Below are 22,389 nucleotides of genomic sequence, written 5' to 3' on the forward strand. Positions count from 1 at the left end.
TGCATCAACCGCCGTAGCTGCTGCGGCTGCTGCTGGTGTTTCCGAAGCCGCCGCGGCTGGCGGTAACGGCACGATTGGGGGTGCTGGTGACCGGGGCCAGGCCGGCCTTGCCGGCGCCGATGCCGCTGGCGGTGTTGAGGCCGCCGCTGCCGCCCGGGGCCGGGCGCGCCCAGCCCTTGGCCTTGTCCTGGTAGGCCGGGCTGGCCGCCGGGGCCTGCGCCAGGCCGGCGCCGCCACGGTTGCTGAGCATCTGCGACATGAAGAAGCCCATCATCATCGGGCCGATGAACGAATGGCCGGTGGAGGTCTTCTGTTCTACGCACTGCTCGGCGTTGTACTCGGCTTCGCATTCGGCACGCGAGGCGTACTTGGGGGCCGCATCGGCGGACTGCTTCTGCGCTTCGGCGAAGGCCGTGCGGCACGCGGACGGGTCACCGGTGGCGTCGGTACAGGCCTGCACCGAGGTGTACAGCCCCTCCTGCACCTGCACGGCCTGATCCTTCTGGCAGGCGGTGAACAGCAGCGGTGCGGCGCTCATCAGCAGCAGTGCGGTGGTCCTGGAACGTTTCATGGCGGTGTGCCCCCCTTTCGGTATCCCCTCAATCATGCCTGATCGCCGCCAACAACCAAAACCGGCAAAGTCGAAAAGATGAACGGCGTTTCAGGATCGGCCGCGCCGACGGTTGCAACAGCAACCGGAATTTTTGGGCAGAATCGAGTGGCAACGCGCCCCCACGGCCCGCCAGATCCTGCCAGCCCCCATGCCTGAATACCGCTCCCGTACCTCCACCGCCGGCCGCAACATGGCCGGCGCCCGCGCCCTGTGGCGCGCCACCGGCATGACCGATGCGGACTTCCACAAGCCGATCATCGCCATCGCCAATTCATTTACCCAGTTCGTGCCCGGCCACGTGCACCTCAAGGACCTGGGCCAATTGGTGGCGCGCGAGATCGAACAGGTCGGCGGCGTGGCCAAGGAGTTCAACACCATCGCGGTGGATGACGGCATCGCCATGGGCCACGACGGCATGCTGTATTCGCTGCCCAGCCGCGAGATCATCGCCGACTCGGTGGAGTACATGGTCAACGCGCACTGCGCCGATGCGCTGGTGTGCATTTCCAACTGCGACAAGATCACCCCCGGCATGCTGATGGCCGCGCTGCGGCTGAACATCCCGGTGGTGTTCGTCTCCGGTGGGCCGATGGAAGCGGGCAAGACCCGGCTGGCCGAGCACAAGCTGGACCTGGTGGATGCGATGGTGATCGCCGCCGATGCCAGCGCCTCCGATGAAAAGGTGGCCGAGTACGAACGCAGCGCCTGTCCTACCTGCGGGTCGTGTTCGGGCATGTTCACCGCGAACTCGATGAACTGCCTGACCGAAGCGCTGGGGCTGTCGCTGCCGGGCAACGGGTCGACCCTGGCCACCCACGCCGACCGCGAGCAGCTGTTCCGCCGCGCCGGTCGTCTGGTGGTGGAGCTGTGCCACCGCTGGTATGGCGGCGAAGACGCCAGCGCGCTGCCGCGCGGGATCGCCACGCGTGCGGCATTCGAGAATGCGATGACGCTGGATATCGCCATGGGCGGTTCCACCAACACCATCCTGCATCTGCTGGCGGCCGCGCAGGAAGCGGAGGTGGACTTCGACCTGCATGCCATCGACGCGCTGTCGCGACGGGTGCCGCAGTTGTGCAAGGTGGCGCCGAATACGCCGAAGTACCACATGGAGGATGTGCACCGCGCCGGTGGCGTGTTCGCGATCCTCGGGTCACTGGCACGCGGCGGGCTGCTGCATGTCGATGTCCCCACCGTGCACAGCCGCACCCTGGCCGACGCCATTGCGCGCTGGGATGTGGCGGTGACCGACGATGCGGGCGTGCATGAATTCTTCAGTGCCGGCCCGGCCGGCATTCCGACCCAGGTGGCTTTCAGCCAGGCGACGCGCTGGCCTTCGTTGGACCTGGACCGCGCCGAGGGCTGCATCCGCGATGTAGCGAACGCTTATTCGGCCGAAGGGGGGCTGGCGGTGCTGCGCGGCAACCTGGCCGAGGATGGCTGCGTGGTGAAGACCGCCGGCGTGGATGAGTCCATCCACGTGTTCGAGGGCAATGCGAAGGTGTTCGAAAGCCAGGACGCGGCTGTGCAGGGCATCCTGGCCGACGAGGTGCAGGCCGGCGACGTGGTGGTGATCCGCTATGAGGGCCCGCGTGGCGGGCCGGGCATGCAGGAGATGCTGTACCCGACCAGCTACCTGAAATCGAAGGGGCTGGGCAAACAGTGTGCGCTGCTGACCGATGGGCGGTTTTCGGGTGGTACGTCCGGGCTGTCGATCGGGCATGCGTCGCCGGAAGCGGCAGCGGGCGGCACGATTGGATTGGTGCGTGATGGCGACCGGATCCGGATCGACATTCCGGCGCGGCGGATTGATGTGCTGGTGGATGCCGCTACCTTGGCGACGCGGCGTGCGGAGCAGGATGCGTTGGGGTGGAAGCCACGGGAGGCGCGGCCGCGCAAGGTGACCGGGGCGCTCAAGGCCTACGCATTGTTGGCGACCAGCGCGGACAAGGGCGCGGTGCGGGATCTGGGCAAGCTGTAGCTGGACAGCCGGGCTGGGCCCGGCTCTACTGGGGGCCTGTTGATACGCAGCCACGCATGGCGTGGCTCTACGCCATGGGGCCACCCCGCCAATCGTTGATCGATGTGCCCCTGCGACCCCCGCGCCAACCGCTGATCGATGCGCTGCGCGGGTTCGCGCTGCTGGGCGTGTTCCTGGTCAACCTGCGGTTCTATTCGCTGGATGCCTTGCTGGATGAGGCCGCGCAGCAGGCGCTGCCGAGTGCCGCGCTGGATCATGCGGTGCGCACCGGGATGGGGTGGCTGGTGGATATGAAGGCGGTGACGATCTTCTCGCTGCTGTTCGGCATGGGCTTTGCCATGCAGATGGAAATGCGCCCTGGGCTGGTTCCGCATCTGCGCCGGATGGGCGCGTTGGCCCTGATCGGGCTGCTGCATGCCACGGTGCTGTGGTGGGGCGACATCCTGCTGACCTATGCCGTGGTGGGCTTGCTGCTGCCGCTGTTCCGTCACCTGGGCAACCGTGGGTTGCTGGTGGCCGGCCTGGTGGCGGCGCTGTTCCTGCCACCGCTGCTGTCGCCGTGGATGCGCGAGTGGGTGCTGACGCTGACGCCGCGCACGCAGATGTATGGGAATGCGCTGGATGCGCTGTCCAGCGGCACGCTCTGGCAGGCGTGGTGGCAGAACCTGGTGCTGGGCGGCTGGGTGCGGCTGACCAACTGGGCCCTGCTGCTGTTCGTGCTGGGCCGCTTCCTGCTGGGCTACTGGGCAGGACGCCGGGGGCTGTTGCAGCGGCCCGAACAGCACCTGCCGCTGCTGTGGGGCCTGTGCGTTGGCGGCGCGATGGTTGGCGTGGTGTTCCTGTGCATCGAGGCCGCTGCGCCCGCGCTGAAGGCGCAATGGCCGCTGCTGCGCGATGGGGTACCGGGCTATCTGCTGCGGGTGAGCTATCGAGTGGCACCGCTGGCGCTGGGCATCGCCATCGCCTGCGGGTTCGCGCTGCTGTACCTGCGGCCGTGGGCCGAACGCGGGTTGCGCGTGCTGGTGCCGGCCGGGCGCATGACCTTGAGCAACTACCTGCTGCAGAGCCTGGTGTGCGTGCCGCTGTTTGCCGGGTTCGGGCTCGGTATCGGGCCATCGCACGGCCTGTGGCCGGTGCTGCTGGTAGCGGCCATCGTGTTTCCGCTGCAGCTGTGGCTGAGTGCGTGGTGGCTGCGACGGTATTACTTCGGCCCGGCGGAGTGGCTGTGGCGCAGCCTCAGCGATGGGCAGCGCCTGCCGATGCGTCGCGCATAGCTGACACCGCGCTGGACACGCATGGCGTGTCCCTACGCGACGTTGCGATCAACATCCCCCAGGTCCGGCGAAGGCGCCGTTGCGATCAACATCCCCCACGCCCGGCGAAGGTGCGCCGTTGCGATCAACATCCCTCACGCCCGGCGAAGGTGCGTAGCGACACGCCATGCGTGTCCCACGGGGTACTCGTCAGCCGATGACGCGCTTGAATGGCGGCAACGCATCGATGATGCGCTTGCCGTAACGGCGGCTGATCAGGCGCGAGTCGAGGATGATCACGCGGCCGGTGTCGGTGGAGGTGCGGATCAGGCGGCCGGCGAACTGGGTCAGCGTGCGCAGCGCGTGCGGGATGGCGATCAGGTTGAAGGCGTTCAACCCGCGGCTCTCGAACCATTCGCTCAACGTGGAGGTCTGCGGATCGGTCGGCACCGCGAACGGTACCTGGGTGATCACCACCGTGGTGCAGGCTTCGCCAGGCAGATCGAGGCCTTCGCCGAACGAGTTCAGCCCGAACAGGACCGAGCCCTCGCCCGCCGAGGTGCGGCGCAGGTGTTCGTCGATCATCTTCTGCTTGGCGGTCTCGCCCTGCACCAGCACCTGCTTGCGCTGCGCGGCCGGCATCAGCTCGGCCACCTTCTCCATCTTCCAGCGCGAGGTGAACAGCACGATGCTGCCCTTGCTCCAGTCCAGTTCCTTGACCAGGTACTTGGCTACTTCCTTCGGATGCCGGTCGCGGTCGTCCGGGGTGACCGGGAAATTGGGCACGATCAGCTCGGCCTGGTTGGGCAGGTCGAACGGGGACGCCAGCGAGACCATCTCGGCGTCGTTGGGAATACCGTTGTCGATCGCCAGCGCCTGGAAATCACCACCGCCGGTGAGCGTGGCCGAGGTCATCACCACCGAATCCACTTCATCCCATAACAGCTTGCGCAGCACGCTGGCGGCCGACACGGGCGAGCCGTGCAGGATCAGGTCGCCATCGCGCGACAGCGTCACCCAGCGCGCGAACGGCGGCTGGCCTTCCTTGTCTTCGCGGCGCCAGGCGGTCCACAGGTTGTGCTGCTGTTCGATCATTTCCAGCGCCATGCCGAGCGTGCGCTGCAGGCGCTCGCGCGCGGCATCTTCGGGCTTGCCCTTGGCCACCTGCGACTGCGCGGCGTGGGCCCAGTTGAACAGCGCGCGGGTGTCATCGGCCAGCGCCTCGATATCGGCCATCCAGATGTCCGGCAGCCGCCCGTTCGGCGCGCGCCACATCGGCTCCTGCGCGGTCGGGTCCGGTTGCCAGCTGCGGTCGATCACATCGCGGAACGCGCGCAGCTGCTTGCTGACCCGCGCGGCCACGTCGATGGCTTCGTTGGGCAGCAGGTTGCCCAGCTTGTCCTTGTCCACCGCGCGGTAGGCGGCGGCGATGAGTATCTGCAGACGCCCGGTTCGCTTGGCCATTTCATCCAGGGCCAGGCTGGCCGCGCCCTGGTCGATGGCTACGTTGCCGATGTGGTGGCCTTCGTCGAGCACCAGCAGCATGTCCGAGGGCGGGGCGATCAGCGGCTGGCCGTTGTCGCTTTCGCCAATGGACAAGGCCGACAGCAGCAACGCGTGATTGGTGACCACGATCTGGGCGTCGCGCACGGTGTTGCGCGCGCGCAGCACGGCGCACTGGGCGGAGTAGGCGCACTTGCGCCCCGCACAGCCGGAGGCCGGGGTGGTGATGCGCGAGCGCAGCGAGGGGCTGATGGTGTCGGGCGCGTTGTCCAGGTCGCCATTCCAGCGCCCTTCTACGAAATCCTTGCTCAGCTTCTGCGCCAGGTCCATTTCAATCGGCGCCAGCGGGCGGTCGAACAGCGGCTGTTCGTCCTCGAACATGCCTTCCTGCGCGCCATCGCCATGCGCTTCAGCGGCATTGCGCGTGCACAGGTAACGGGTGCGGCCCTTGGCCAGCGCCACGGTGGCCTCCAGGCCGGTGGCCTTGAGGAAGTTGGGAATGTCGCGCTCGACCAGCTGCGACTGCAGCGCCACCGTGCCGGTGCTGATCACCAGCTTTTTCTTCGTGGCCAGCGCAATCGGCACGCCGGCGGTGAGATAGCCCAGGCTCTTACCCACGCCGGTGGGCGCCTCGACCACGCCTACCCCGCCGCTCTGCGACAGCGCACGCGAGACCACGCCGATCATCTGGCTCTGCGAACGCCGCGTGCTGAAGCCGGGGGTATTGGCCTGCAGCTTGGCGTAGGCATCGCGGATGACGGTCTTGAGCTCGTCGTTCAGCGCACGCGGGGCTTCAACTTTTTCGGTCACGCCGGGGAGGTCCTGCCTGGATCAGGCGGGTATTTTCTCATGCTCCGGGGCCGGCACCGGCGCGGATTTTTCCGCGCCGGTTCAGATCCGTGACCGGGTTCGCCCGATCAGGCGGCCGGGGTGGCGCGGTTGCGCAGCGCGCGGGTCATCGCCCACACCAGCAGCACCGTGGCCAGGGCATCCACCAGGCCCAGCGCGAAGTGGCCGCCGCGCAGCCAGTACGACAGCATCTGTACGTTGCCGTAGTCGCCGGTCTGGACCAGCCAGGTCGGGACGATGTTCAGCGCCAGCCCACCCAGCGTGCCGGCCAGCAGCAGGCCGAGCGCCCACAGGGCGACACTGCGGATGGCGCCGCGCGGGGTATCCACCACCCACACCAGCGACACCGCCAGCGCGATCAGCACCGGCAGGCGCAGCGCGACCATGCCCAGCAGGCTGAGCAGCAGGTCCATGCTGCTGCTCACTCTTCACCCGCCAGGGCGTTGCGGGCGCGCAGTTCGGCGTAGACCGGATCGGTTTCCGGGCGCACTTCGTGCCATTGCTGGAAGCTGGTGGCGGCTTGTTCGACCAGCATGCCGAGGCCGTCGACGATGTTGCGGCACTGTGCCGCGCGGGCCCAGGCCAGGAACGCGAAGGAAGCCTCGCCATAGTTCAGGTCCACGGCGGTGGTCATGCTGTTGACCAGTGACAGCGGCAGCTTGAACTCTTCATTGCGATCACGGCCCGCAGAGGTGGCGTTGACGATCAGCTCGAAGTCGCCGAGTTCGTCCATGCGGTCCCAGTACTGTGTCAGCACGCGGCCGGGCTCGCCGATTGCATCGCTCAGCTCGTCGGCACGCTCGGGCGTACGGTTGACCACCACCAGTTCGCGGATGCCGGCATCCAGCAGCGCCGGGGCCACGCTGCGCGCCGAACCACCGGCACCCAGCAGCAGCACGCGGCGGCCGCGCAGGTCCAGGCTGTGGCGGTCGGTGAGGTCGCGAACCAGGCCCACGCCATCGGTGGTGTCGCCGTGCCAGCCGTCACCCTTGCGCAGCAGCGTGTTGACCGACTGGGCCAGCATGGCGCGGGAGGTAAAGGTCTTGCACAGCCCGAAGGCGATTTCCTTGAGCGGCGCGGTGACATTGGCACCGACGCCACCGTCGGCGGCGAACGCCTCCAGCGCCGCCGGGAAATCGGCCGGTGCCGCTTCAATGGCGCGGTAATCCAGCGCGATGCCCTCCTGGCGGGCGAACGCGGCATGGATGTGCGGCGACTGCGAGTGGGCGATGGGCTGGCCGAATACGGCGTAACGGGCGGTCATGGGTGTCTTAAACTCCGGGCCTGGATTGAAACGCAAACCCCAATGGAAGCGACTATGCGCACTCCCTTGTCTCTGCTCGCGCTGAGCCTGAGTTTACTCCCCGCACCGGGCGCGATGGCGCTTTCCGAGTTCGGCATCGAAGGCATGGGGGTGGTGTCGACCAAGGCCAACGAGGCCCAGGCGACCATCGCGCCGGATGGCAAGCGCATCATCTGGGCCAGCGACCGGCCCGGCGGCGCCGACGGCTGGGACCTGTGGCAGGCCACGCTGCGCGACGGGCGCTGGCAGGACCCGGCGCCGCTGGCGTTCAACACTGCAGGGGATGAGGTGGATCCGTTCTTCAGCCACGACGGGGCCTGGCTGTACTTCGCCTCCAACGGCGGCAGCGGGCGCGGTGGGTTCGACCTGTATGGGGTGATGATCCGCGAGGACGGCAGCTTCGGCACCGTGCTGGCGATGCCGGTGACGGTCAACACGGCGGCCGACGAGCGCCGCCCGGTGCTGCGGCCGGATGGGCAGGTGCTGCTGTTCGCGCGCAATGGCAAGGGCACCCAGGGTGGGTTCGACCTGTTCGTGGCGACCGCGCAGGGCCGCGGGTTCAACGCGGCAACACCGTTGCCGGCGCCGCTCAACAGCGCGGCCGATGAGCTGGGCGGAGACTGGCTGGGCAACGGCGGGGCGCTGGCGCTGACCCGGGTGGCGGGCGGCCATTCGCAGGTGTGGGTGGTGGGCTGCGATTACCGCAAGCCGGCCGAACCGCTGGGGTTGTCGTTCAATACCACCGACGGGCAGACCGGTGCGCCGGTGGTGGATGCGTCCAAGCCCAGCGAGATGGTGGTGGCTGGGCAAGCAAAGTCGCCGAAGGCCGGCGGGTTGGATCTGTACAGGTTGCGCACACCAGCGGTGGCTGGCTGCGGGTAAGGGTTCAATACGCGCGCAGCAAGGCGGCGCGCTGCTGCTCGTACTCGGTTTCGCTGATCTCGCCGTTGTCCTTGCGCTGGTTCAGCGCGGCCAGCTGGGCCTGCACGGCCGGCGGCAGGTTGGCTTCGCGGGCCAGGCGGGCGGCGGCCGAGGGCTGCTCGGGCGCGCGGCGGGCGGCACGCAGCACGCCGCGGATGACCAGGCCGATCACCACCGCGAACACCAGCACGCCGGTGCCCCAGGTCAGCCACTGCACCCATCCCATCGTCTGCATCATCCTGCTCCTGTCTGCGTGTTGACGCGTATTGTCAGCGTTCGCGCAGCCAACGCGCCACCTGCGGTGCGAAATAGGTCAGCACGCCATCGGCACCGGCCCGCTTGAAGCCGATCAGCGACTCCAGCACGCAGGCGCGTTCGTCCAGCCAACCGTTGGCAAAGGCCGCTTTCATCATCGCGTACTCGCCACTGACCTGGTACGCGAACGTCGGCACGCCGAACTGCTGCTTCACCCGGCGCACCAGGTCCAGATAGGGCATGCCCGGCTTGACCATCACCATGTCCGCGCCCTCTTCCAGGTCCAGCGCGATTTCGCGCATGGCCTCGTCGCCGTTGGCCGGGTCCATCTGGTAGGTCTTCTTGTCGGCCTTGCCGAGGCTGGCCGAGCTGCCCACCGCGTCGCGGAACGGGCCGTAGAACGCAGAGGCATACTTGGCCGAGTACGCCATGATGCGCACGTTGACGTGGTTCTGGGCGTCCAGCGCGCGGCGGATCGCGCCGATGCGACCATCCATCATGTCCGAAGGCGAAATGATGTCCACGCCGGCTTCGGCGTGCGACAGCGACTGCTTGACCAGCGCGGCCACGGTGATGTCGTTGAGCACGTAGCCCTTGTCGTCGATGATCCCGTCCTGGCCGTGGGTGGTGTACGGATCCAGCGCTACGTCGGTCATCACCCCCAGCTCGGGGAAGCGCGATTTCAGCGCGCGGATCGCCCGCTGCGCCAGGCCGTTCTCGTCCCACGCGGCGGCCGCATCCAGGCTCTTGCCGGCCGGGTCGATCACCGGGAACAGGTCGATCACCGGGATGCCCAGTTCCAGCGCTTCCTCGGCCACTTTCAGCAGCTCATCAATCGACAGCCGTTCCACGCCCGGCATCGAAGCGACCGGCGCTCGGCCGGCCAGCTCGTGGACGAACACCGGGTAGATCAGGTCGTCGGTGGTCAGCGTGTTTTCGCGCATCAGCCGGCGCGAGAACTCGTCGTGGCGCATGCGGCGGGGGCGATAGTCGGGGTGGGCCATGGGATGCTCCAGACGGTATTCGGTTACTGCAGCAGGTAGCGCTGCGGTTGCAGGGGTTCCGGCAGCGGGCGCACGCCCAGGCTGTCGAGCAGGTCGATTTCGATGGTGCGGACCATCGCATCCAGCGGCAGGTCGTTGGGTTCCAGCCCGAACGGTTCTTCCATTTCCTCGCCCAGCTGGTCCAGCCCGAAGAAAGCATAGGCCAGCACCGCAGATACCACCGGGGTCGCCCAGCCCAGCGAGCTGGCCAGGCCGAACGGCAGCAGCACGCAGAACATCCACGCGCAGCGGTGCAGCAGCAGGGTGTAGGCAAACGGCAGCGGGGTCAGCAGGATGCGTTCGCAGCCGGCCTGGATGCTGGACAACGCATGCAGGCGGGTTTCGAACTGGGCATACAGGATGCTGTCGATCTCACCGGCGCGCAGCGCGGCTGTGGTTTCCACCGCGATCATCGCCAGCAGCTGGTCCGGCACGTTCTGGCGCTGCGCGTAGCGCTCGCGGTCGGTCTCGGGCACCCAGGGCAGCCCGGCCAACGCAGCATCGTGCCCGCGCAGGCGGGCGGCCAGTGCATGCGCGAAGGCGATGGCGAGGCGGCAGATGCGGTCGGCGTGCGCCGGCTGTCCGGCCAGCAGCGTGCTGCACAGCCGCGCCAGGCTGCGCGATTCATAGATGAGCTGCCCCCACAGCTTGCGCCCTTCCCACCAGCGGTCGAAGCAGGCGTTGTTGCGGAAGCTCAGGAAGATGGACAGCACCAGGCCCAGCAGCGTGAACGGCGCGACCGAAACGCGCTCGATGCCCGGCGGGTGGGCCAGTTCTGTGAAGGTGGCCACCGCAACGGCCAGCACGAAGATGGCGGCCACCTTGGGCGCGATGGCAGGCACGATGGAGCCGCGCAGGATGTACAGCAGCTGCCAGCCGTGAGGGCGGGGACGAATGATCATGGGGCGGTCATTCTACGCCCTTGCCCGCGACATCCCGGCAGGTGCGACGGGGTGTCGCAGTCAGAGGATCCCGCCGCCGATGGACAGGCGCACGATTCCCACCACCACCACGACCGCGTTGAGCAGCAGGCCGGTCCACGCGCGGCCGCGTTTGGTCGGGTGGGTGAACAGGATGCCGAGCGCGCCGATGACCGCACCGACTGCGGCGAAGGGGATCAGGAACCAGTTGCCCCAGCCCAGCAGCGGGATCAGGGCCAGGATCATCCACAACAGGGCCACGACGCCCCACAACAAACTGATCAATCCCATGCCCCGCTCCCCTTACCTGAAAATGCTGGCGGCAGCGTAGCGACCCCCGTGCCAGTGGCGCGTGATGGCGGCGGCAAGACCGGGATGCGGCAGGCTCACCCGGGCGGTGTTAACGTTCGCCAGAACGGGGTTGGCGCCGATTCAGTGGCCGGCCCGGATGATCCAGGCGCAGGCCGACCAGGCCGAACAAGGGTGAACCCATGAACATTCGACTCCTTCCGCTGCTCGGCGTGCTGCTGGCCGTGACCGGCTGCGCCAGCACCTCCAAGGTGATGCTGGGCCAGACCCGTGCACCCACCGATCCGGCGCTGGTGCAGATCTATTCCACGCCACCGCCGGGTTCGATTGAGATCGCCCAGCTGGAGTCCACCAGTGCGGCAGGCTTCGGCACCCAGGGCCAGACCGATGCGGCGGTGATGCGGCTGAAGAAGGAAGCGGCCGCGCTCGGCGCCAACGGGGTGATCCTGATGGGCGTGGAGTCCAGCAGCTCGGGCGGCGGCCTGTCCGTAGGCGGCGGCAGCTACGGTTCGCACAGTGGCGGCGGCGTGGGCATCGGCATTCCGACCACGCAGAAGCGCGCGGCCGGCGTGGCCATCTGGGTTCCCAATCCGCCACCGGCGGAGCGGTTGCCGGTGCAGACGATCACGCCGACCCGGTGAAAGCGGGTCACGACCAACGGTCGTGACCTACCCAACAGCCGATCGAATGGTCGGTTCGAATGGTCGGTTCGAATGGTCGGTTCGAATGTCGGTAGGCCACGACCGTTGGTCGTGGCCCACGCGGAGTTGATTACTTTGCCGTGTACCGCGGGATGAAGACCTCGTTGACCGCCTTGGCCAGCTGGTCCGGCGGCAGCAGGCCCTGGTCGAGCAGGAAGTTGTTGAACGCCAGGCGGTCGAACTTCGCGCCCAGTGCCAGTTCGGTCTGCATGCGCAGTTCCAGGATCCGGGTGTAGCCGTAGAAGTAGCTGCCCGCCTGGCCCGGCGACCGCACCATGTAGCGGTCCAGTTCCTGGGTGGCCATGGCCTGCGACAGGCCCACTTCGTCGATCAGCACGCGCTCGGCCTTGGCCCGGTCGATCAGGCCCAGGTTGAGCATCGGATCAAGCATCGCGCGCGCGGCGCGCAGCAGGCGGAACTGCAGGGCGATCAGCTGCCCGTCCAGCGGCTCGTACGGCACCATTTCGGCTTCGGCATACAGCGCCCAGCCTTCCACGTTGACCGAATTGAACGCGAACATCGTGCGCGCCAGCGACACGCCGCGCTCCACCATCGCGGTGAACTGCAGCTCATGGCCCGGGCGCCCTTCGTGCGCGCTCAGCGTCCACGCGGCCGAGCCGAAGTTGAAGTCGTCGTACTGCGCGGCCTTGTCGCCGGCGGCCGGGTTGCCCAGCGGCAGCACGAAGGTGCCCTGCTGGCCGGTGTTGCCCACCAGCGGCGCCGGCAGGAAGTGCGGGGCCGGCGAGGCAGCGCTTTCGGCGGCCGAGCCCAGCCGCATCTGCATCGGGCGCTGCGGCACGTCCACGATCTTCTGGGCGCGGATGATCGGGTCGATCGCATCGATCACGCCACGGTAGTGGTGCTCCAGCTGGTCGTTGGCGATCTTGTCACCCTTCAGCGCGCGGATCACCGCCACCGGGTCAGTCGGGTCGGCCACCTTCAGGCCCTTGGCCTTGACCACCAGCGGCGCCAGCTGGCGCATCGCCGAACGCGTTTCCATGAATTCCAGCTGCGCCCGCTGCATCAGCAGCTTGGGGTCGATGTCGATGCCCACGCGCTTGAGCTGGAAGGCGTACAGCGGCTCGGGCAGGCGCGCATCGGCACGTGCCTTGGGCAGCACCTCGCTCTTCGTCCAGTCGCGGTACTCGCGCAGCTGGCTGGCGATGGTCTTAAGTGCCTCGTCGGCGCCGGCGACCTTGTACTTGTCGAACAGCTTTTCGATGCCGGTGATGTAGGTATCGACGTTGGCCAGCGACTGCTCGACCTCGATCTTCGTCGGCTGCAGCAGGGTCTTGTCGGCCAGGCGCTCTTCATAGCGCTGGCGCGACAGCGTGGTGATGGCGGTGGTGCCCGGGGCCAGGCCGGCATACGCCTTCAGGCGGTCCAGCGCCTTGGCGCGGCGCTCGGCCGGCACCTGGTCGGACAGCAGCAGGTTGATGCCGCTGAACACCGTCTGCGGGGTATCGCTCCACGGCAGCAGGTACTTTTCGTTGAGTTCGCTGCCTTCGATGTTCTCGTCGGCGGCGGCGATCATGATCGCCAGGTCCTGGCGCACGTTCGGGTCGCGCTCGGTGGCCAGCTTGGCCTTGAGCTGGTCGCGCGCCTTGGCCATCGCGGCGCGGTAGCGCTTGGCGTTGTCCGGCCCGAAATCGGCCACCTTGTCGTCGTAGCCCGGCACGCCGAAGAAGCCGGTCTCTTCCGGCTGGAACGGGCCCTGCGCATCGAGCAGGATCTGCGCCAGTTCGTTGCTGTGGGTCACCCAGGCCGCACTGGCCGGGGCCTTGGTGGCGGCAGGAGTGGCAGCGAAGGCCGGCGGCGCACTGAGCGCGGCGGGGACGGAAAGGGCCAACGCGACGGCAAGGGCAAGCGGCTTCATGCAGGACTCCAGTGAGCGGGTGCCTGCGACCCTACGCACTCGGGGAGGCAGCGGCAATCGGCCGGAGGTCATGGCCGCCGCCCGGCGGGCCCCCGCCCGCGCCCCACCGGCACGGACGGCGCCAGGTGGGGCTCCCGGAAGCGTGCGTTACGGCTTGAGGCAGCGGCCCAGGAAATCCTCGGCCAGGCGGTAGCGGTGCAGCGCGTTGCTGCCCGACAGGCCATGCTTGGCGCCCGGGTAGGTCATCAGCTCAAAGGGCTGGCCACGCTTCTGCAGCGCGCTCATCAATTCGGTGGAATTGGTGAACAGCACGTTGTCGTCGGCCATGCCGTGGATCAGCAGCAGGCGCGAGCGCAGGCCGTCGATGTGGGCCAGCACCCGCGCTTCTTCATAGCCCTTGGCGTTGCGCGCCGGCAGGTCCATGTAGCGTTCGGTGTAATGGGTGTCGTACAGGCCCCAGTCGGTAACCGGTGCGCCGGCCACGCCGCAGGCGTACTGGTCCGACGCCTTGGCCAGCAGCATCAGGGTCATGTAGCCGCCGTTGGACCAGCCCTGCACGCCGATGCGCGCCGGGTCCACCCACGGCTGCTGCTTGAGCCATTCCACGCCCTTGAGCTGGTCGGCCACTTCCACCGTGCCCTGCACGCCGTACAGCGCACCGCCGAAATCGCGGCCACGGCGCGGGGTGCCGCGGTTGTCCAGCGAAAACACTACATAGCCCTGCTGGGCCAGGTACTGGTTGAACAGGTGGTCGCCACGGCCGGGCCAGCTGTCGGTGACGGTCTGGCTGGCCGGGCCGCCATACACGTACACCACCACCGGATAGCGCTTGGCCGGGTTGAAGCCAGCGGGCTTGATCAGGCTGTAGTTCAGCGCGGTGCGGCCGTCGGCCGCGGTGAGGGTGCCGAACTCCACCGGGCGCTGCGCATCCAGGTAGCGCGCGTACGGGTGGCTGGGATCTTCCAGGTTGTTCTCCACCAGCGTGGCGATCTTTTCGCCATTGGCACGGTGCAGCGCGATCTGCGGCGGCGTGGTGGTGTTGGACCAGCTGTCCACGTACACGCTGGCGTTCTTCGCGAAGCTGGCGCTGTGCATGCCCGGTGCGTTGGACAGGCGCTGCAGCGCCCCGCCCTGCAGCGGCACGGCGTAGAGCTGGCTTTCGCGCGAGGAATCCACCCCGGCGCGGAAGTAGACCTTGCCGGCGTCTTCGTCCACGGCCAGCAGTTCGTCCACCGGCCAGTTGCCGCTGGTGAGTGCGGTCACGCTCTTGCCATCATCGGACACGCGGTACAGGTGCTGGAAACCGCTGCGCTCGGACGACCACAGGAAGCCGCCCTGCTTGAGGAAATGCAGGCTGTTGTGCAGCGGCACCCAGGTCGGCGACGTTTCAGTGACCAGGGTGCGCTGCTTGCCGCTTTCCAGATCGGCCTGGATCAGTTCCAGGGTCTTCTGGTCGCGCGACTGGCGCTGGAAGGTGAGGTGCTGCGGGTCGCGCCAATCGACGCGGGCCAGGTAGATGTCCGCGTTGCGGCCCAGATCGACCCAGCGCGCGGCGGCATCGGCGCGCGGGGCGATCACGCCCAGCTTGACGGTGACGTTGTGGTCGCCAGCGGCCGGGTAGCGCTGTTCGATCATTTCGGTGCGGTCGGCGTACATCTCATAGCGCTTCTGCACCGGCACCGGCGATTCGTCGATGCGCGCAAAAGCGATGGCCGAGTCGTCCGGCGCCCACCAGTAACCGGTGTGGCGGTCCATTTCCTCGTCGGCGACGAATTCGGCCACGCCGTTGCCGATGGTCTCGCTGCCATCGCGGGTGAGCTGGATCTGGCGACCGCTGGCCAGGTCGATCACCCACAGGTTGCGGTCGCGCACGAAGCTGACGAAGCCGCCCTTGGGCGACAGCTTGGCATCGGTGGCGAAGCCCTCACCGTGGGTGAGCTGGCGCACGGCGGCCTTGCCCTGCTTGTCCAGGTCGTACAGATACAGTTCGCCGCCCAGCGGGAACAGCAGGGTGCGCGCGTCGGGCGACCACTGGTAATCCACGATGCCGGTCATGGCGGCAATGCGCTGGCGCTCGCGGCGGGCCTTCTCGGCATCGCTCAGGGTTTCATCGCCGGGCAGCACCACCTTGGAATCGACCAGCAGGCGGGTCTGGCCGCTGGCGATGTCATACGCCCACAGGTCCAGCTGGTTGCGGTCGGCCTCTTTGCCGCGCAGGAAGCTCACGCGTGAGCCATCCGGGGCCACCTTGGGCTTCATCAGGGTCGGGCCGGACAGCGGCAGCGGCCCGGTGATGGCATCCAGGGTGAGCTTTTCGGCGTGGGCGATGGTGGTCGAGGCGAGCATGAGGGCGAGCGAGGCAACAAAGTGGCGCATGGAATCTTCCGGCGGCGGCTGGGCGTTCCCGGTCCGGTGGGGCGGGTTGGGAGCGGACCATCCTAACCAAAACCGGGGGGCGGGTGCCGGGGGGTAGAGCCGACTGTCAGTCGGCTGCCGGGAGTACCGGGCGCTCCGGGCAGCCGACTGACAGTCGGCTCTACCGCGGCAGATCGGCGGCGATGCCGCCTGGTTTACCGCTGGCCGAACAGGTGCTTGCGCTCTTCGTCGGACAGCGGCTTGCCGGCATCCGGGTTGACCTGATGCTTCAGCGCGTAGGCCCGCTGGGTCGCCGGGCGCGCGGCAATGGCGTCGTGCCAGCGCTTCAGGTTCGGGAACGCGGCGAAATCGGCCGGCAGCTTGTCGTACGCACCAATCCAGGGGTAGCTGGCCATGTCGGCGATACTGTAGTCGTCGCCGCCCAGGTAGGCGCTGCTGGCCAGGCGCTTGTCCATCACCCCGTGCAGGCGGCGCACTTCGTTGCCGTAGCGCTCGATGGCGTACGGAATCTGCTCCGGCGCATACACATTGAAATGGCCCATCTGGCCACTCATCGGGCCCAGCCCGGCCATCTGCCAGAACAGCCATTCCAGCACCGCCACCCGGCCGCGGGTGTCGGCCGGCAGGAATTTCCCTGTCTTCTCGGCCAGGTACAGCAGGATCGCCCCGGACTCGAACACGCTCTGCGGCGCGCCCCCGTCGGTGGGCTGGTGGTCGACCAGCGCCGGCATCTTGTTGTTGGGGGAAATGGCGAGAAATTCGGGCTTGAACTGGTCGCCGCTGCCGATGTTCACCGGCTTGATGGTGTACGGCAGGCCCAGCTCTTCCAGCAGCAGGGTGACTTTGTGGCCGTTCGGGGTAGGCCAGTAATACAGATCGATCATGACAGGACCCAGCGGTTCAGGAATCCCGAGTCTAGTGCGTCAGCTGGCTTGGCAGGGTCATGCCGGCCCGCTACTCTGCGGCGTCCCCCGCAACGCAGCATCCCAGCATGAGCTCGACCGAAAAGCCCATCAGCCCCCTGTCGTCCCTGATCTTCGCCTCGCGCTGGCTGCAGCTGCCGCTGTACCTGGGCCTGATCCTGGCGCAGTGCGTCTACGTGTTCCTGTTCGGCAAGGAGCTGTGGCACCTGGTCCACAAGGCCAACAGCATGGGCGAGCAGGAAATCATGCTGTTGGTGCTGGGCCTGATCGACGTGGTGATGATCTCCAACCTGCTGGTGATGGTGATCGTGGGCGGCTACGAGACCTTCGTTTCGCGCCTGCGCCTGGAAAATCACCCGGACCAGCCGGAGTGGCTGAGCCACGTCAATGCGAGCGTGCTGAAGGTGAAGCTGGCGCTGTCGATCATCGGCATCTCCTCGATCCACCTGCTCAAGACCTTCATCGGCGCCGGCAACCTGGACGGCCTGCCGGCGTGCAACAGCCCGGAGTACGTCACCGCGGTGCTGGATGCCGTGGCCAAGTACGGCCCGGCCGTGGAAGCCTCGTTCAAGTGCTCCACCATGACCGGCAGCGGCGTGATGTGGCAGACCATCATCCACGCCGCATTCATCCTGTCGGCGATCGGCATTGCCTACACCGACAAGCTGATGGCCCACACCCCGAGCAAGTCGCTGGCGCACTAAGCGCCCGCCCTGCCCGCCCCGGCCCTGCAAAGCAGGGCGCGGGGATGCTAGATTGGGCACCTGCTGCACCGCGCCGGACGCTGGGAAACGTACCGGGGCTTCGGTCGGCCTGACCGCATCAGGCCTTACGTATCGTCGTTCTTCAAAGGGGAGTTGGATGTCGCACGTCAACACGAACGCCAAGGCGCGCCTGCTGGTGCCGCTGACCCTGGTGGTGGCTCTGGCCGCCTGCTCGGGCAAGGACGAAACGGCTCCGGCCGCGCCGACCGCACCGGCTGCCACGGCCGCCGCACCTGCCGCCGCGCCGCCGGCACCGGCGGTTTCGGCCAAGGTCCAGTCAATGGGGACCGAGGAACTGCGTGACCTCGCCAGCAAGGCCCTGCGCGAAAACCGCATGTACGGCCCGGCCGGCGACAACGCCATGGAGTACTACCTGGCGCTGCGCGAGAAGACCCCGGACGATGCCTCGATCAAGAGCGCACTGTCGGACCTGCTGCCGTACACGCTGATTGCCGCCGAGCAGAGCCTGACCCGCGAGGACTTCACCGAAGGCCAGCGCCTGGTGGCGCTGATCGAGAAGGTGGACCCCACCGCACCGGCGCTGCCGCGCCTGAAGTCGGGCATCACCAACGGCATGCAGACCGCCCTCAAGCGCACCCAGGAAGAGACCGACAAGGTCAAGAAGGACGCTGAGAACAAGGTCAAGCTGCTGGCCGACCAGCAGCGCCAGCAGCAGGCCACCGAAGCGGAAGCAGCCAAGCAGATCGCTGCGCAGCAGGACGCCGCCCGCCGCGAAAGCGAGCGCCAGGACACCGAGCGCCAGGCTGCGGCCCGCCGCGAAGCCGAACAGCGCCAGCAGGCTGCCGCTGCCGCCCAGGCCGCTGCTGCCCGCCAGCCCACCGCTGCACCGGCCGCCGCCGCCGCCCTGCGCCCGATCAGCACCCCGGCGCCGCGCTACCCGACCGACGCACTGCGCGCCGGTACCTCGGGCGAAGTGCTGGTGGAAATCACGGTGGGCACCGACGGTTCGGTCACCAGCTCGCGCGTGCTGCGCGCCACCCCGGCCCGCATCTTCGACCGCGAGGCGCTCAACGCGGTCAAGCGCTGGAAGTTCGAACCGGTCAGCGCCCCGGTCACCACCCGCCGCACGCTGTCGTTTGCACCGGGCGGTTGATCCACGATTGATGGGCAAAAAGAAAAACCCCGGAGCGATCCGGGGTTTTTTGTTGCCGCCGTATCGACCAACGGTCGATACCTACCGGCTGCCGTGGCGGTAGGTACCGACCGTTGGTCGGTACACAGCCGCCCGGAAATCAACCGGAGATCGCGAGGCGCTCCTGGTGGTAACGGCGTACGGCGGCGAACCACAGCAGTGCGGCCAGGCCGAAGCCTGCCACCAGGTACACCGCCCACAACTGCGGGCTGATCGGTTCGTGGCGGATGATCTTCAGCAGCATCTGGTTCTGCGCCAGGAACGGCACCGCCAGCTGCCACAGCTCGGACTTCACCGGGTACACCATCAGCGCGTAACCGGGCAGCATCGGCAGCAGCATCAGCCAGGTCATGTGGCTCTGCGCCTCCTTCATGCTCTTGGCCGCTGCCGAGAGGAAGGTCAGCAGCGAGGTGCCGATGAACAGGATCGGCATCATCACGAACAGCATCTGCAGCATCGACAGCAGGCCCATGTTGAGCTGCCGCGCCGCTGCACCGGTGGACAGCTGCGCGCTGAGCTTGAACGCCGCCAGCGTGAGCAGCAGCGACACCACGCCCACCACGCAGGCGGCGGCGATCTTGCCGCTGACGATGGCGCTGCGCCGGGCCGGGGTGGCCAGCAACGGTTCCAGCGACTGCCGCTCACGCTCGCCCGCGGTGGTGTCCATCACCAGGTAGGCACCGCCCAGGAACGAGGTGATGGTGAGCAGGATCGGCAACAGCAGCGACAGCATCACACCGCGCTTGGCCTCGGCCGTGGCCAGGTCCTGGGTGGCCACGTCCAGCGGGCGTGCCACCTGCGCGTCGATACCGCGCGCCAGCAAGCGCAGCGCGCCCACCTGCTGGCTGTAACCGTTGAGGGCCGCCTTCAGGCGTGCGGTGGGAATATCGGCATCGCGGCGGGTGCTGTCCTGCACGATCTCCACCAGTGCCGGGCGACCCTCGGCCCAGTCCTTGCCGAACTCCGGGCTGATGCGCAGGGCGATGTCGATCTTCTGGTCTCGGATCTCCGCGGTCAGGTCCTTCGGCGGATCCACCGCGTTGAGTCCCTGCGAGGCCAGGAAGCGCACCAGGTTGGGGGCGTGCTCGCGGCCGATGGTCGGGATGTCCAGCGGGGTGTCGATCTGGGTCTTGAACCGGGTCTCGGCCAGCTTGCCCATGCCCAGGATCAGCACCGGGTACAGCAACGGCCCGAGCAGCAGGGTGAGCGCCAGGGTACGGCGGTCACGCGAGAGGTCGCGCAGTTCCTTGCGCATGACGGTCAACAACGTAGCAAACGCGCTCATGCGTGCAGTCCTTCTTCATTGCCGATCGCCTTCACGAAGGCATCTTCCAGGTTCGCTTCGCCGGTCAGCGCGCGCAGCTCGTCGGCCGTGCCGGCGGCCATCACCGTGCCCTTGGCAATGATCACGATCGTGTCGCACAGCGCGGCCACCTCCTGCATGATGTGGCTGGAGAAGATCACGCAGCGGCCTTCGTCGCGCAGCTCGCGCAGGAACCCCCGCAGCGCGCGGGTGGTCATCACGTCCAGGCCGTTGGTGGGTTCGTCCAGGATCACGTTGCGTGGGTCGTGCACCAGCGCGCGCGCAATGGCGGTCTTGGTGCGCTGCCCCTGGGAGAAGCCGTCGGTCTGGCGGTCCAGGATGTCTTCCATGTCCAGCGCCTTGGAGAGCACCTTGGTGCGCTCGCGGATGTGCGCGGCACTCATGCCGTGCAGCTCGCCGAAGTAGGCGATGTTCTCGCGCGCGGTCAGCCGCTTGTACACGCCGCGTGCGTCGGGCAGCACGCCCAGGCGGCGACGGACCTCCACCGGGTGGGTGGCCACGTCCAGTCCATCCACCAGCACCCGGCCCTGGTCGGGTGACATCAGGGTGTAGAGCATGCGCATGGTGGTGGTCTTGCCGGCGCCGTTGGGGCCGAGCAGCCCGGTGATGCGACCGTCTTCGGCCTGGAAGCCGACGTTGTCCACCGCCTTGATCAGGCCGGTCTTGGTCTTGAACGCTTTATGCAGGTTCTCGGCGACGATCATGGTTCCCATCCGTTGAACGAGGTGAAGGCCGGCACCGCGGTGAGGGTATCCAGGCAGGAGGCGTCGAGTGCCTTGGCGTCGGCCTTGTCCATGAACTGCGCGAGCAGGCGCGGCATGCAGCCGGCGCCAAGGGTGCCATGGCCCTGGCCCTTGGCCACGATGTGGCGGCCGTTGGGCAGGTGCTTGAGCACCTGTTCGGCGTAGCGCGGCGGGGTGACCGGGTCGAATTCGCCCGACAGCAGCAGCACCGGCACGTCGGTGCTCAACGGCGCGGTGAAGTTCTTAGGGCGCGTGCCCACGTTCCACACCGGGCAGGCCGCGAAGAACATGCGCGCCACTTCCGGGCCAAGCAGGCGGTCGCCGGCCGGCGCTTCCTGGTAGCGGTCGGCGTCTTCGGCGCAGATCACCGACCACTGCATGCCCTGGTTCATCTGCCCGGCCATGTTGCGCGTGGCCAGGCTGTTGAGCGACATCAGCGGCGCGTAGCGGCCCTGCGCGGCTTCGTCCAGCACCACCGGCAGCAGCGAGGACAGTTCCGGCATGTACGAGAACATGAAGGCCAGGCTGGTCACGGTGTTGGCGCTGATCGGGTCGCGGCGTACCGCGGCGGTGCCCGGGTCACGGTACTCCACTTCCACAGGGGCCTTGGCCAGCGTGGTCATCACGTTGCGCAGCTGGGTGCGGGTATCGACCGGGAAGCGCTTGGCGCAGGCCGGGTCCTTGCGGCATTGGGCGGATTGCAGCTCGATCGCCGATTCGAAGGTGTTGGCGAAATCGCCGCCCACCGCCAGGTCGTTCGGCGCCACCCCGTCGATCACCACCGCACGGGTGTGCTGCGGGAAGCGCGCGGCGTACTGCTGGGCCACGCGAGTACCATAGGAACCGCCGACCAGGTTGATCTTGTCCACGCCCAGCGCAGCACGCACCGCGTCCAGGTCACCGATGGCCTGGGTGGTGGTGTAGAAACGGGTGTCGGCACGCTCGGCCACCGCGGCAGCGCAGCGGGTGGCGAACTCGGCGATCACTTCGGGCGTGGCCGCCGCGTTCTCGTCGAACGAAAGCTCCTTGCCGTCGGCATCCACGCAGCTGAGCGGGTTGGATTTGCCGGTGCCGCGCTGGTCGACCAGGATGATGTCGCGCTTCTTGCGCACGTCGCGCAGCGACTGGTTGATGATGGCCGCCACCTGCGTGGCCGACTGGCCCGGCCCGCCGGCCAGGAAGAACACCGGGTCCTGCTTGCCCTCGCCTTCGTTGGCGGTATCCAGAAGGGCGATGTTGAGCCCGATCTTGCGGCCAGTGGGCGCATCGGGGTTCTCAGGTACCTGCAGGGTGGCGCACTCGGCTTCGACGTTGTTGCTGGCCTGGGCGCTGGTAAGGGTGCAGGGCTTGAACGTCAGTGTTCCGTACTGGCGCTCAGCCGCTTCCGGGGGTGCCTCCGGAGTGGCCTGGCAGGCCGCCAGCAGCAGCAACGCCGCACTGGTGGCCAGGGGACGGCAGGAAAGTCGCATTTCGATCGCATCCTGGATTGAAGGGTCTCAGCATGCCATGACGGATGGGCGGGCTGGATGTGACATGCCCGATTCGACGAGGGGTTTCGTCCCTGCGCCAGCGCGAGGAG

The 22,389-nt window shown here is 67.8% G+C and carries 20 protein-coding genes; 6 read left to right on the plus strand and 14 right to left on the minus strand.

Annotated features, from left to right (window positions below):
* Positions 1-4 precede the first annotated feature (4 nt).
* Entirely contained in the window at positions 5-571 is a 567-nt protein-coding gene (locus AC06E7_RS05760; protein ID WP_478063448.1) for a DUF1190 domain-containing protein, read from the minus strand.
* A 190-nt stretch (positions 572-761) separates the two neighbouring features.
* Between AC06E7_RS05760 and ilvD the strand changes: the two genes are divergently transcribed.
* Positions 762-2,594 (plus strand): dihydroxy-acid dehydratase, encoded by a 1,833-nt coding sequence (gene ilvD / locus AC06E7_RS05765; RefSeq protein WP_449324382.1) that lies wholly within the window; start codon positions 762-764, stop codon positions 2,592-2,594.
* A 56-nt stretch (positions 2,595-2,650) separates the two neighbouring features.
* Positions 2,651-3,868 carry a DUF418 domain-containing protein gene (locus AC06E7_RS05770; RefSeq protein WP_478063450.1) on the plus strand — a complete coding sequence of 406 codons (1,218 nt, stop codon included), beginning with the start codon at positions 2,651-2,653 and terminating at the stop codon, positions 3,866-3,868.
* 189 nt (positions 3,869-4,057) lie between these two features.
* On the opposite strand, the gene dinG is transcribed toward AC06E7_RS05770, so the two are convergent.
* From dinG to aroE, 3 genes are all read right to left on the minus strand, one after another.
* Positions 4,058-6,160 (minus strand): ATP-dependent DNA helicase DinG, encoded by a 2,103-nt coding sequence (gene dinG, locus AC06E7_RS05775; RefSeq protein ID WP_478063452.1) that lies wholly within the window; start codon positions 6,158-6,160, stop codon positions 4,058-4,060.
* A gap of 107 nt (positions 6,161-6,267) precedes the next feature.
* Positions 6,268-6,612: a hypothetical protein gene (locus AC06E7_RS05780; protein ID WP_478063454.1), complete on the minus strand. Its 345-nt coding sequence runs from the start codon at positions 6,610-6,612 to the stop codon at positions 6,268-6,270.
* A gap of 8 nt (positions 6,613-6,620) precedes the next feature.
* A complete protein-coding gene (aroE, locus tag AC06E7_RS05785) occupies positions 6,621-7,463 on the minus strand; it encodes a shikimate dehydrogenase (RefSeq protein WP_217538196.1) in 843 nt (280 codons plus the stop codon).
* A gap of 54 nt (positions 7,464-7,517) precedes the next feature.
* On the opposite strand from aroE, the gene AC06E7_RS05790 reads away from it, so the two are divergent.
* Complete coding sequence (locus tag AC06E7_RS05790) at positions 7,518-8,384, plus strand: TolB family protein (protein WP_478063456.1); 867 nt, start codon at positions 7,518-7,520, stop codon at positions 8,382-8,384.
* A gap of 4 nt (positions 8,385-8,388) precedes the next feature.
* On the opposite strand, the gene AC06E7_RS05795 is transcribed toward AC06E7_RS05790, so the two are convergent.
* Genes AC06E7_RS05795 through AC06E7_RS05810 form a run of 4 tightly spaced genes read right to left on the minus strand, consistent with a single transcriptional unit; the run spans position 8,389 to position 10,932 of the window.
* The gene (locus AC06E7_RS05795) at positions 8,389-8,661 is read right to left on the minus strand and encodes a gas vesicle protein GvpG (protein ID WP_184125973.1); all 273 of its coding nucleotides are present in this window, start codon (positions 8,659-8,661) and stop codon (positions 8,389-8,391) included.
* A 31-nt stretch (positions 8,662-8,692) separates the two neighbouring features.
* Positions 8,693-9,682 carry a porphobilinogen synthase gene (gene hemB / locus AC06E7_RS05800; protein WP_068854378.1) on the minus strand — a complete coding sequence of 330 codons (990 nt, stop codon included), beginning with the start codon at positions 9,680-9,682 and terminating at the stop codon, positions 8,693-8,695.
* 23 nt (positions 9,683-9,705) lie between these two features.
* Positions 9,706-10,623, minus strand: a complete 918-nt coding sequence (locus tag AC06E7_RS05805; RefSeq protein WP_478063457.1) for a bestrophin family protein — start codon at positions 10,621-10,623, stop codon at positions 9,706-9,708.
* Positions 10,624-10,683: 60 nt separating this feature from the next.
* Positions 10,684-10,932: a hypothetical protein gene (locus AC06E7_RS05810; protein WP_184125975.1), complete on the minus strand. Its 249-nt coding sequence runs from the start codon at positions 10,930-10,932 to the stop codon at positions 10,684-10,686.
* Positions 10,933-11,132: 200 nt separating this feature from the next.
* On the opposite strand from AC06E7_RS05810, the gene AC06E7_RS05815 reads away from it, so the two are divergent.
* The gene (locus tag AC06E7_RS05815; protein ID WP_068854381.1) at positions 11,133-11,591 is read left to right on the plus strand and encodes a hypothetical protein; all 459 of its coding nucleotides are present in this window, start codon (positions 11,133-11,135) and stop codon (positions 11,589-11,591) included.
* 130 nt (positions 11,592-11,721) lie between these two features.
* Here the strand turns inward: AC06E7_RS05815 and AC06E7_RS05820 are convergent, their stop codons facing one another.
* From AC06E7_RS05820 to AC06E7_RS05830, 3 genes are all read right to left on the minus strand, one after another.
* Positions 11,722-13,527, minus strand: a complete 1,806-nt coding sequence (locus tag AC06E7_RS05820; protein WP_478063460.1) for a DUF885 domain-containing protein — start codon at positions 13,525-13,527, stop codon at positions 11,722-11,724.
* 147 nt (positions 13,528-13,674) lie between these two features.
* On the minus strand, positions 13,675-15,903 hold the full coding sequence (locus AC06E7_RS05825) for a S9 family peptidase (protein WP_478063462.1): 2,229 nt from the start codon (positions 15,901-15,903) through the stop codon (positions 13,675-13,677).
* Positions 15,904-16,097: 194 nt separating this feature from the next.
* A complete protein-coding gene (locus AC06E7_RS05830; RefSeq protein ID WP_093532681.1) occupies positions 16,098-16,787 on the minus strand; it encodes a glutathione S-transferase N-terminal domain-containing protein in 690 nt (229 codons plus the stop codon).
* 107 nt (positions 16,788-16,894) lie between these two features.
* On the opposite strand from AC06E7_RS05830, the gene AC06E7_RS05835 reads away from it, so the two are divergent.
* On the plus strand, positions 16,895-17,530 hold the full coding sequence (locus AC06E7_RS05835; protein WP_336442730.1) for a TIGR00645 family protein: 636 nt from the start codon (positions 16,895-16,897) through the stop codon (positions 17,528-17,530).
* A gap of 157 nt (positions 17,531-17,687) precedes the next feature.
* Entirely contained in the window at positions 17,688-18,704 is a 1,017-nt protein-coding gene (locus AC06E7_RS05840; protein ID WP_068854386.1) for an energy transducer TonB, read from the plus strand.
* A gap of 139 nt (positions 18,705-18,843) precedes the next feature.
* Here AC06E7_RS05840 and AC06E7_RS05845 read toward each other — a convergent pair whose 3' ends face one another.
* From AC06E7_RS05845 to AC06E7_RS05855, 3 genes are read right to left on the minus strand one after another with little or no spacing between them, the layout of a single operon-like run.
* Positions 18,844-20,028 carry an ABC transporter permease gene (locus AC06E7_RS05845; protein WP_478063465.1) on the minus strand — a complete coding sequence of 395 codons (1,185 nt, stop codon included), beginning with the start codon at positions 20,026-20,028 and terminating at the stop codon, positions 18,844-18,846.
* Entirely contained in the window at positions 20,025-20,771 is a 747-nt protein-coding gene (locus AC06E7_RS05850; RefSeq protein WP_068854388.1) for an ABC transporter ATP-binding protein, read from the minus strand. The genes AC06E7_RS05845 and AC06E7_RS05850 overlap by 4 nt, the downstream gene beginning before the upstream one ends.
* Complete coding sequence (locus tag AC06E7_RS05855; RefSeq protein ID WP_478063467.1) at positions 20,768-22,279, minus strand: alpha/beta hydrolase; 1,512 nt, start codon at positions 22,277-22,279, stop codon at positions 20,768-20,770. Before AC06E7_RS05855 ends, AC06E7_RS05850 begins: the two co-directional genes overlap by 4 nt.
* Between the last annotated feature and the right edge of the window lie 110 nt (positions 22,280-22,389).

Source organism: Stenotrophomonas sp. Steno-Z4 (assembly GCF_056393145.1).

Bases quoted from the DNA above. Each gene is read 5' to 3' on its own strand.
- AC06E7_RS05760 (WP_478063448.1), bottom strand. From the start codon at position 571: ATGAAACGTTCCAGGACCACCGCACTGCTGCTGATGAGCGCCGCACCG.
- ilvD (WP_449324382.1), top strand. From the start codon at position 762: ATGCCTGAATACCGCTCCCGTACCTCCACCGCCGGCCGCAACATGGCC.
- AC06E7_RS05770 (WP_478063450.1), top strand. From the start codon at position 2,651: ATGGCGTGGCTCTACGCCATGGGGCCACCCCGCCAATCGTTGATCGAT.
- AC06E7_RS05780 (WP_478063454.1), bottom strand. From the start codon at position 6,612: ATGGACCTGCTGCTCAGCCTGCTGGGCATGGTCGCGCTGCGCCTGCCG.
- aroE (WP_217538196.1), bottom strand. From the start codon at position 7,463: ATGACCGCCCGTTACGCCGTATTCGGCCAGCCCATCGCCCACTCGCAG.
- AC06E7_RS05790 (WP_478063456.1), top strand. From the start codon at position 7,518: ATGCGCACTCCCTTGTCTCTGCTCGCGCTGAGCCTGAGTTTACTCCCC.
- AC06E7_RS05795 (WP_184125973.1), bottom strand. From the start codon at position 8,661: ATGATGCAGACGATGGGATGGGTGCAGTGGCTGACCTGGGGCACCGGC.
- hemB (WP_068854378.1), bottom strand. From the start codon at position 9,682: ATGGCCCACCCCGACTATCGCCCCCGCCGCATGCGCCACGACGAGTTC.
- AC06E7_RS05805 (WP_478063457.1), bottom strand. From the start codon at position 10,623: ATGATCATTCGTCCCCGCCCTCACGGCTGGCAGCTGCTGTACATCCTG.
- AC06E7_RS05810 (WP_184125975.1), bottom strand. From the start codon at position 10,932: ATGGGATTGATCAGTTTGTTGTGGGGCGTCGTGGCCCTGTTGTGGATG.
- AC06E7_RS05815 (WP_068854381.1), top strand. From the start codon at position 11,133: ATGAACATTCGACTCCTTCCGCTGCTCGGCGTGCTGCTGGCCGTGACC.
- AC06E7_RS05820 (WP_478063460.1), bottom strand. From the start codon at position 13,527: ATGAAGCCGCTTGCCCTTGCCGTCGCGTTGGCCCTTTCCGTCCCCGCC.
- AC06E7_RS05825 (WP_478063462.1), bottom strand. From the start codon at position 15,903: ATGCGCCACTTTGTTGCCTCGCTCGCCCTCATGCTCGCCTCGACCACC.
- AC06E7_RS05830 (WP_093532681.1), bottom strand. From the start codon at position 16,787: ATGATCGATCTGTATTACTGGCCTACCCCGAACGGCCACAAAGTCACC.
- AC06E7_RS05835 (WP_336442730.1), top strand. From the start codon at position 16,895: ATGAGCTCGACCGAAAAGCCCATCAGCCCCCTGTCGTCCCTGATCTTC.
- AC06E7_RS05840 (WP_068854386.1), top strand. From the start codon at position 17,688: ATGTCGCACGTCAACACGAACGCCAAGGCGCGCCTGCTGGTGCCGCTG.
- AC06E7_RS05845 (WP_478063465.1), bottom strand. From the start codon at position 20,028: ATGAGCGCGTTTGCTACGTTGTTGACCGTCATGCGCAAGGAACTGCGC.
- AC06E7_RS05850 (WP_068854388.1), bottom strand. From the start codon at position 20,771: ATGATCGTCGCCGAGAACCTGCATAAAGCGTTCAAGACCAAGACCGGC.
- AC06E7_RS05855 (WP_478063467.1), bottom strand. From the start codon at position 22,279: ATGCGACTTTCCTGCCGTCCCCTGGCCACCAGTGCGGCGTTGCTGCTG.